The sequence below is a fragment of the Pseudomonas sp. NPDC087358 genome (assembly GCF_044900785.1).
Classification (GTDB): Bacteria; Pseudomonadota; Gammaproteobacteria; order Pseudomonadales; family Pseudomonadaceae; genus Aquipseudomonas.
Map to the genome: position 1 here is coordinate 799,739 of NZ_JBJDOA010000001.1, position 9,665 is coordinate 809,403.

Here is a 9,665-nt window from a genome sequence, read left to right on the forward strand (position 1 = left end):
GGTGGCGAACTCAAAAACGCCACCGCCGGCAGCCGGACTGCTACAACGCGCTTCACAACTCCAGCATCAACCCGCTCAAGCGCTTGACCTTGCGTCGCAGCGCTTCTTCGAACACGCCCTGACGTGGCTCAATGAGGCTGAACCAGTGCTTCGCCCGGGTGATGCCGGTGTAGATCAGCTCTTTGGTCAGCACCGGGTTCAGCGCCTCGGGCAGGATCAGCGCGGTGTGGGCGAACTCCGAGCCCTGGGATTTGTGCACGGTCATGGCGTACACCGTCTCCACATCATTGAGCCGGCTGGGCAATACGAAGCGCACCCCGCCGCTGCCATCGTTACGCGGGAATGCCACGCGCAGGGCCTGGCGATGCTCCTCCACCGGCCCCTCGGGCAGACGCAGAGCGATGCCAATGTCGCCGTTCATCAAGCCCAGGCCGTAGTCGTTGCGGGTCATGAGCACCGGGCGACCTTCGTACCACTGATGATCGCTCTCGATCAGCTGCGCGGCGAACAGGGTCTGGGTGATCCGCTGGTTCAGCCCTTCAACGCCCCAAGGCCCTTTACGCACGGCGCACAGCAGCTGGAATTCGTCGAATGCGTTCAAGACCTGCCGCGCCCACTCGATGCAGCGCGCATCTTCGATCGTCTCCAGTCCCTGCGGTCGTTGCGCGTGCATCACGCCCAGATAGTGCCGATAACCCTGGGGCCCATTGGCGTGGCCGTCGAGCAACAGCCGCGATAACGCGCGGTCCTGCTCACCTTTGAGCGCCAGTGAATACAAATCCGTGTAACCGCCGTTGAGCAGAAGCGAGCGGGCCTCCTGATCCTGCTGCTGATTGACCAGTCTGGCGAGCTGACCAATGCCGCTGCCTGCGACGAAGCGCCGGGAATGGCGCAGCATCACCACCTGCTGGGCCAGCGCATGCCGTGCGTCGTCGCCTTGCTGCAAGCCGCTCTTGTTCAAGTCCTCGCCACTGACCGCCGCCAGCCACGCCTGGGTCTGCGGGCTATACATCCCGGCTTCAGCATCACGACACAGATCACCCAGCACGGCACCGGCTTCCACCGATGCCAATTGATCCTTGTCACCGAGCAATACCATGCGCGCATGGGGCGGCAAGGCATCCAGCAGGTTGGCCATCATTTCCAGGTCGATCATCGATGCCTCGTCGACCACCAGCACATCCAGCGGTAACGGGTTGCCCGCGTGATGCCGGAAATGCCGCGTTCCAGGACGGCTGCCGAGCAGACGGTGGACAGTGGTCACCTCACTGGGGATTTTCTGCCGCACCGCTTCAGTCACCTGCAGCGACTGCACCTGATGGCTGATGGACTCGGTCAGACGCGCTGCCGCTTTACCGGTGGGCGCGGCCAGACGAATGCGCAGCGGTTTACCGGCTTCAACGGCCGGCGATTGCAGCAGTGCCAGCAAGCGCACCACGGTGGTGGTCTTGCCGGTGCCGGGGCCGCCGGTGATGATGCTGAATGCACCACGGGTGGCCAGCGCACAGGCCAGCTTCTGCCAGTCGATCAGCGCGTCGGGCGCAGGATTGGCCGGGCCGAACAGGGCATCCAGACGCTGCGCAAGATCATCCGGCGCGGGCTCGGCCTGGGCCAGACGCCGACGCAACGCGGCATCGATCCTGCGCTCGTAGGTCCAGTAGCGCCGCAGGTACAGGCGCCGATCTGACAACACCAACGGCTTTTCTGCCGCGGCCTCGCTGTTATCGCCAGCCCTGGCCACCAGCTTGCTGTCGGCCAGCGCCTGACACCAGGTCGGCCCATCCAGCGCCTTGAGCAAGGCCGAAGGCAGCAACATCGGCGTCGACAACAGATCGCCTTCAGGCGGCAGCGACAGGGCGAAGTCCGGCTCCTTGAGGGTTTCGAAGAGGTCCAGGCAAACGTGCCCGTGACCCAGCTGGTGGCTGGTCAGTGCCGCCGCCAGCAGTACCAGCGAATCCGCCGCCGGATCGAGGTCGGCAAGGAAGGCGACAAACGCCTTGTCCAGCGCGCGCAGCCATCCGCGCTCGACCCAACGCTCAAGCAACAGCAGCAGGTCATCGACCCGGCTCAGCGGTTGGAGCTCGCAAAGGCGCTCGGCGTCCAGCGGCGTGGGCAGCAAATGAGCAAAGGTGCGATTCATGCGAGGTCTCCCGACAGGGCTTGTTGCTCGATGACGGCGCGTCCCTGGAACAGTAAATCGAGGCTTTCGATCAGCTCACGAGGCGGTCGGGTGAACCAGGCGCCTTGACTGGCCGAGCGGCTGCCGCGCACGAACAGATACACCGCGCCGCCCATGTGCCGGTCGTAGTCGTAGTCGCTCAGCCGTGCCTTGAGCTGGCGATGCAGGGCCAGCAGATAAAGCACGTATTGCAAGTCGTAGCGGTTGTCGAGAATCGCGTTTTCCATGGCCTGATGGGTGTAGGCATCGTCGTCGACACCCAGCCAGTTGGACTTGTAATCGGCTACGTAATAACGGCCGTCATGCTCGAATGTCAGGTCGATGAAGCCCTTGAACATGCCGTTGAGCGAGACGGTTTCTGCCGCAGCCCGAGGCGCGCCATTGTGGGTATAACGGCGAACCAGCGCGTCCATCTGCGCCACATCGACTTTCGAACAGGCGAACCAGAACTCCATCTCGACGCGATACTGGTTGGGCTGGTCCAGCGCACGCAAGGCCACCGGTTGAGTCTCCTCGCCCAGACTCAGCGGCATGCCCAGCAGGTGTCCGAGCCAGTCGCTGAGGGTATTGATCCAGCCTTTCCAGTCGCGGCGATTGCAGCGCTGGGCGACCACTTTTTCCAGCGCCGCAGGATCGCTGGCAGCGGCGGCAAAACCCTTGTCGCCCGCCCACTCCAGCAAACCATGCAGGAAGGTGCCGGGGTTGGGTCCGCGGGGGAAGCGATGGATGTCGCCGCCGCTGACCAGCACCTCGCGCGGCGCGTCCGGGTCCAGGCGTTCATCGTCGAACAGCTTCTGCGCCTGCGGGCTGTCGGGTGACTGATCACCGCTGTCGGTGATGGTGTCGCCGATGCGCAAGGCGCTGTAGGAGGCGATCCACCAGTTCTCCCTGGCGCTGCGTCGAGGCATGCGCGGCTGGCTCAAGGCGACCTCGCTGCGCGGTGCACTGAAGGTCTCGTCGGTCGGCTCCGGTACCACGTCAACCCGCAGCGCCGGCTGGTTTTGCGCCAGTGACTGCAGCCACTGGATGAGCCCGGCTGAATCAGCCAGGGCGTCACCCCCACCGAGCAGATAACCCAAGGCCGAACGGTGCAGGATCGAGCTGTTGGTATTGCCGCGCTTGAGATCGGCAACGCCCAGCCAGCAAGCGTGCTGCGCGCGCGTCAGGGCCACGTAGAGCAGACGCAGATCCTCGGCCAGACGCTCGTTGTCGGCTTGCTCGATCAGCGCGGCGGTGGGTTTGAGACTGATCTGCGCATGGCCGTCGGGGTCATGAAAATGCAGCGGCAGGCGACTGCCATCCACCGGTTTGGTCGAGCAGATGAATGGCAGGAACACCAGCGGATATTCCAGCCCCTTGGACTTGTGGATGGTCACCACCTTGACCAGTTGCTCGTCACTTTCCAGGCGCAGGATCTGCTCTTCGCCGGTCTGACCGGACAACGCAAGATGCTCACCCAAGTGACGGATCAGCGCCTGCTCACCGTCCAGCTCGGCGGCCGCCTGCTGCATCAGTTCAGAGAGGTGCAGCAGGTTGGTGAGCACGCGTTCGCCGTCGTTGCGCTGGATCAACGCCTGGGGCAGTTTGAAGTCGTGCAGCAGGCGACGCAGCATCGGCAACACGCCCTGCGTGCGCCAGATGCGGCGGTAGTCGCGAAACTGCATGACGCGGTTTTCCCACGCCAGTTCGTCCTGATTGAGCAGTTCAAGCTCGGCCAGTGGCAGGTCGAGGGTGATGCAGGCCAGCGCGGCGCGCAGGGTGCGCTCGGCGTCAGGTTCCGCGCAGGCCTTGAGCCAGGCCAGCAGGTCATGGGCCTCTTGCGCAGCGAACACCGAGTCCTTGTCCGACAGGTAAACGCTGCGTACGCCACGCGCCGACAGTTCGCCACGCACGGCCTGAGCTTCCTTGCCATCGCGGACCAGAATCGCAATGTCGGCCGGCAACAAACCTCTGAGCAGCTCGCCCTCTTTGGCAAAGCCCGCACGGCCCTGTTGACCGGCGTTGAGCAGACGCACGATCTCGCTCGCACAACTGGCGGCCAACTGCTGACGATAAGCCACGCCCGAGACCGGCTGATCACTGTGCAATTGCCAGACATTCAATGCGGCGGCGACCTGACCGTCCACTTCAAAGCTTTCCTTGCGACCCTGCGAACCGACCTTGAGGAACGGCACCGGATTGTCGTCCGGGCTGCGAAACAGAAACGCACCACGTCCGGCGCTGCTGTTCTCCGCGCGCACGAACACATGATTCACCGCCTCGACCATGGCATGGCTGGAGCGGAAGTTGGTGCCCAGCGTATGCAGCCTGCCGGTGGTCGCGTAACGGGCGCGCAAGTAGGTATAGATATCGGCGCCACGGAAGGCGTAGATCGCCTGCTTGGGGTCGCCGATCAGGAACAGCCCGGTGCTTTCATCGTTGGCATCCAGGCGATAGATGCTGTCGAAAATCCGGTACTGCACGGGGTCGGTGTCCTGGAATTCGTCTATCAGCGCGACCGGGAACTGTTCGCGAATCAACGTGGCCAGACGTTCGCCGCCGGAACCACGCAAGGCGGCGTCAAGACGCAGCAGCATGTCGTCGAAGCCCATTTCGGCACGGCGACGCTTCTCTTCCTCAAACCGCGCGCCCACCCACTGCGCGGCGTGCTCAAGCACCGCGGCGTCGGGGGTTGGCAGGGTGTCCAGGGCCACCTTGAGCTCGACCATGGCTTCGAACGCCGGGTGCGAAGGCGGGTTGTTCTTCCATGCTTCGGCAATACCGTCAGGCGTCAGGCGCGTAAAGCCGGTGCCCAGGTTGAGCTGCTCCTGCTGGTCATCGTTGGCCCAGGCGATCAGTTTGTCGAACCAGGGTCTGAAGTAGCGCTCCTGCATCTTGCGGCCGTCGACGACTTTACACGCCACCCCATCGAGACAGATGGCATGCAACTCGGCAGCCCAATTGGCCCATGGCGATTTGAGCTGGCGCAAGGTCTCGCGGCGCTCCTGAATAGACGCTTCGATCAACTGGGTCGGGGTCTGCGTGATGCTGGCACGCTCGCTGCCAAACATTGCGCGAACCCGCGGCATCAAGGCCGCCGGCCCGCCCCAGTTGTCACGCACCCAGGCGAGCGCATCACCGCTCATGGGGTAACAGAACTTGCGCCAGTAATCGCGCAGCACTTCGCCCAGCAGATCGCTGTGGTCGGTCTCCAGGCTCTGGGTGAACAGGCTGCCGCTGTCGAAGGCGTGCTCACGGAGCATGCGCTGACACCAACTATGGATGGTCGAGACTGCCGCCTCATCCATCCATTGCGCAGCAATGTCCAGGCGACTGGCGCAGCCGGCCCATTGCTCTGTCGAGAACTCGTTGCGCAGATCAGTGATCAACGCGTCGGGGGCTTCGATCTCCTGACGAAAAAAGCGCGCGGCTTCGGCCAGTCGCGTACGAATCCGATCACGCAGCTCCTTGGTTGCGGCATCAGTGAAGGTCACCACCAGAATCTGGGGTGGCAGCAACTCACGACCAAAACCCGACAGCTCACCGCCATGGCCCAACACCAGGCGCAGATACAGCGCCGAGATGGTGAAGGTCTTGCCGGTGCCGGCGCTGGCTTCGATCAGCTGGCTGCCTTTGAGCGGGAAGCGCAGGGCCAGCGGTTGTTGTGCGTCACTCATGCTCAGGCCTCCTCACTGGACAGGGACTGCCAGGGCGCGTCGAATATGGGTTTGTACAGCGACTCACTCCAGCCGACGAACTCCTCGCTGCCGAGCAGCGCGTCGAAATCCGGAAATTGGCGGGCCAGGGCTGTGCTCTCGGCACGCTCGCCGTTGCTGGTCTGGCCATCGCCTTCGTAGGCCTTGCGCGCGGCCGCCTCGGCTTTCACCTCGTCGCCCTGCCCCAGCCAGGCGAACGCAGTCTTGATCGCCACTGGCAGCGGTCGTTGCATACCCTGTTGCCAGGCCAGCAGCAGATCGTTGAGCGTTCGCCTTGCGGTGTCGTTGTCCAGCGGTGGCAACAGCAGGGTTTCGTCGCTGGCGACCAGTGCGGTGGTCAATGACAGGTTGCAGGCACACGCCACCAGATGGTTGACCCACGGTTTGCTCAAGCGATGCCATTTGCGCGACTTCTTGCCACCGATCGCATTCGGGATTGCGGTCACCGCGAGCAACTGGCCTTGAGCATTTTGATAGAGGCCATCGACCCAGCCGTCGAGTTCGACGCCCTGATGCTGATAGGTCACCGGCAGCGCGCTGTGCAGCCGCTGGGGCCACTTGGACAACAGATCGTGGTAGCGCTGAACCAGGTCGGGCAGCGGCTCGATCAGCTCATCCTGCAGCAAGGTGCCGAACCCGGCCATGGGCAACAGCCCGCTGGCTTGCAGGCGAATGGCGCGGGCCCTGAGCGCTGCGTCGATGTGCTCGGGGTCGATCAACGCCGCTTGCAGCAGGCTGTCGCTGAGCCCGTAACGCTCAAGCGCATCCAGCACGAAGGGCTCTTCATCGGCGAGCGGCGCCTCGGCGACTTCGAAAAAAATCTTCAAACGTTGACTGAAGAAGTGCTTGACCGGGTTGCGCAAAAAATCCTGCAGCTGCATCAGACTCAGGGGTTCTTCCTGCTGGTGTTTCGCAAGCATCTTCGTTTCGCCAGCCTCGGCCGCGGCCTCATGCAGCACCTGCCATTCGCGGGCGAAACTGAAGAACTCCATGCTTTCTTGAAAGTACTTGGCGCTAAAGGGTTGCAGCGGGTGTTCCAGAGTCAGTTTGTGCAGCAACTGTTGGCCTGGATCACGCTTATTGTCGTCCTCGGGGTCAACGGCGTCGGCCAGCCGCCAACCGCTGGCAAGGTGATCGCGCAATTGACCGATCAGCACCGAGGCCGGTCGTTCGGAGTTGTCACGAATGCTGCGCCCTACCCAACTGACGTAGAGCTGATCACGAGCGGACAGCAGTGCCTCGAGCAGCAGATAACGGTCGTCCTCACGACGGGAGCGGTCGCCAGGGCGATAGTCGCTGCCCATCAGGTCGAAGTCCAATGGCGGCTGAGCGCGGGGATAATCACCGTCGTTCATCCCCAGCAGGCAGACGATCTTGAAAGGTATCGCGCGCATGGGCATCAGCGTGCAGAAGTTGACCGAGCCTGCGAGAAAACGCTGCGACAGGCGCCCCTGGTCGAGCCCCGCAAGCCAGGCTTCACGCACCACGGTCAGTGGCAGCTCTTCCATCAGGGCAACAGATTCGCAGGTCTGCAGCCAGGTTTCGCGCAGGGTTTCCAGTTGGCTGAGCAGGTAGTCGTCATGCTCGCTGTCGGCACTGAAGAACAGCTGCATGAGCGCCTGCAGACGCACGCCCCAAGCCGCAGGAGTGGCCGGTTGCGATAACTCGTTGTGGGCGACCTGCAGCGCATCGATCAACGCCACCAGTGGCCCGATCAGCGCGGCGTCCAACCCGCCAATTTCATCGTAGGGCTCGATACCGTCATAAGCGACGCCTGCACCGACCGCGTAGCCGAGCAACATCCGACGCAGCCCGAAGTGCCAGCTGTTCTGCTCCAATGCCTGAGGCAGTCCCAGACCTTCACGCTGTTCGGCATTGAGCCCCCAGCGGACACCGGCGCCTTCGATCCAACGGTGCAGGGTTGGCAGGTCGCGCTCATTGATGCCAAAGCGCGCACGCAAGGCCGGTACATCCAATAGATCGAGAATCTCACTGACCGGGAAACGGCTGTCAGGAATCTTCAGCAAATGCTCGACAGCAATCAGCAATGGGTCGCGACCACGCTGCCCCTGGTCGGCCAGGGTGAAAGGAATGAAACGGCGATCGTCGCGATCGAGCTGACCAAACACGGCGCGGATGTGCGGCGCATAGCTGTCGATGTCCGGCACCATGACGATGACGTCGCGCGGGCGTAGATCCGGGTCTTTGCTGAAACGCGCAAGCAGCTGGTCATGCAGCACCTCGACTTCGCGCTGGGCACTGTGGGCGACATGGAAGCGGATGGAACGGTCTGTCTTGATATCGACTGCTGGCCACAGCTCGCGGGTTTCGCCCAGCGGACGCAGTTCGAGAATGTCGTCCTGAAGCTGGTTGAGAACGGTGTGTGGGTCGCCCTCGCTGAACAGGTCGATACGGCCGTCGCGGAACACCGAGCGATAGCTGTTGGGGTCGTCGTAGCTGTCGAGCAAGTTGATGTAGTCGCGACCTTGTTTGCCCCACGCGGCGAGCAGGGGGTGGGCGTGCTGGTGCAGCGCATCGGGACTGAGCACCACGGGCATTCCTGCCTTGCGCGACTGACGCTTGTACTCATGGCGCAGCAGGTCCTTGTCAGCGACGATGTCTGCCCAGTGGTGACGGCACGGGTTGTGTACGCATAACAGCACTTGGCTGAAGCGAGCCAGCCCGGCCAATGCCTCCAGCGCCTGCGCCGGGAGCGAAGAAATACCGAAGACGATGACCCGCGCAGGCAAGCCCGGCGGCGCTTCGGTCATGCTGGTGATGCGTTCGATGTAGCGCTGATGCACGCCGGCACGACTCTGGGACATGCCTTGAGCCCCGACGTCGTGCAGCAACGCGCGCCACAACTCGGCCTGCCAGCAATTCTCCGCCTTTAGCGGCTTGATCTCGCCCCGAACACTCTTCAACTGATGTTTGCCAGCCGCCCAGTCTTCCAGCCAGTCGGCGCGGTACACCTGGTATTGGTCGAACAGGTCAGCCAGTCGCTCCGACAATTGATAGCGCTTGCGCAGATCCGTGTCGGCGGTCAGAAAACGTTGCAGCGGCTCGAAATGCGGTTGGTCGATGAGCGCAGGCAGCAGGCGCATCAAACGCCAGGTCAGCGGCGCCTTGTCGAGCAGGGAGGTTTCCGGAATCTCATCCTTGCCCAGTACTGCCCGATAGAGCTGCCACATGAAGCTGCCGGGAAGCTGTACATCGATGGCAGCGGCGATACCACATCCGCCCTGATCGTCATCCTGAGCGTCTTCTGCCAAAGCGAGCTTGAGCCATTGGGCTATGCCGTTGCTCTGCACAAGAGCAATTTCGTTCTCCAACGGCGTCAGCGGGTAACGCCGCATCCAGGACACCACCAGGCTGCGCAGTTCATCCAGGCGGTTGCCATGAACCACCATGAACCCGGGATTGAGGTTGGACGTCACCGGCATAACGGCTTCCTTGGCATTTGAAGAGGGAGAAGACTAACAGAGGAAGGCATCACTTTTTCGCGCGCAAAAACAAAACCCCATCTGCGTGAGCAGATGGGGTTTCGGAATTTAATCTTGACGATGACCTACTCTCACATGGGGAAACCCCACACTACCATCGGCGATGCATCGTTTCACTGCTGAGTTCGGGATGGGATCAGGTGGTTCCAACGCTCTATGGTCGTCAAGAAATTCGGGTACTGACTCGCGACCTTATGGCCTCGCTTCAGCAAATCGGGTATGTGATCAGGTGCGTTCGTGTTGCAAACTTTCGGTGCATGTCATCTTCACAGTCACCGCAATCTGGCG

Annotated in this window: 3 protein-coding genes and 1 rRNA gene; all 4 read right to left on the reverse strand. The window is 62.6% G+C overall.

Going from position 1 to position 9,665, the window contains the following annotated elements; all coding sequences use genetic code 11:
- Nucleotides 1-52: 52 nt before the first annotated feature.
- The 4 genes from recD to rrf all read right to left on the reverse strand — a co-directional run bounded on the left by recD (nt 53) and on the right by rrf (nt 9,545).
- Nucleotides 53-2,140 carry an exodeoxyribonuclease V subunit alpha gene (recD, locus tag ACI2KS_RS03540; protein WP_404617212.1) on the reverse strand — a complete coding sequence of 696 codons (2,088 nt, stop codon included), beginning with the start codon at nt 2,138-2,140 and terminating at the stop codon, nt 53-55.
- Entirely contained in the window at nt 2,137-5,835 is a 3,699-nt protein-coding gene (gene recB / locus ACI2KS_RS03545) for an exodeoxyribonuclease V subunit beta (protein ID WP_404617214.1), read from the reverse strand. The genes recD and recB overlap by 4 nt, the downstream gene beginning before the upstream one ends.
- Nucleotides 5,836-5,837: 2 nt before the next feature.
- Entirely contained in the window at nt 5,838-9,317 is a 3,480-nt protein-coding gene (recC, locus tag ACI2KS_RS03550) for an exodeoxyribonuclease V subunit gamma (RefSeq protein WP_404617216.1), read from the reverse strand.
- A 112-nt stretch (nt 9,318-9,429) separates the two neighbouring features.
- Nucleotides 9,430-9,545, reverse strand: a 5S ribosomal RNA gene (gene rrf, locus ACI2KS_RS03555).
- Nucleotides 9,546-9,665 lie beyond the last annotated feature (120 nt).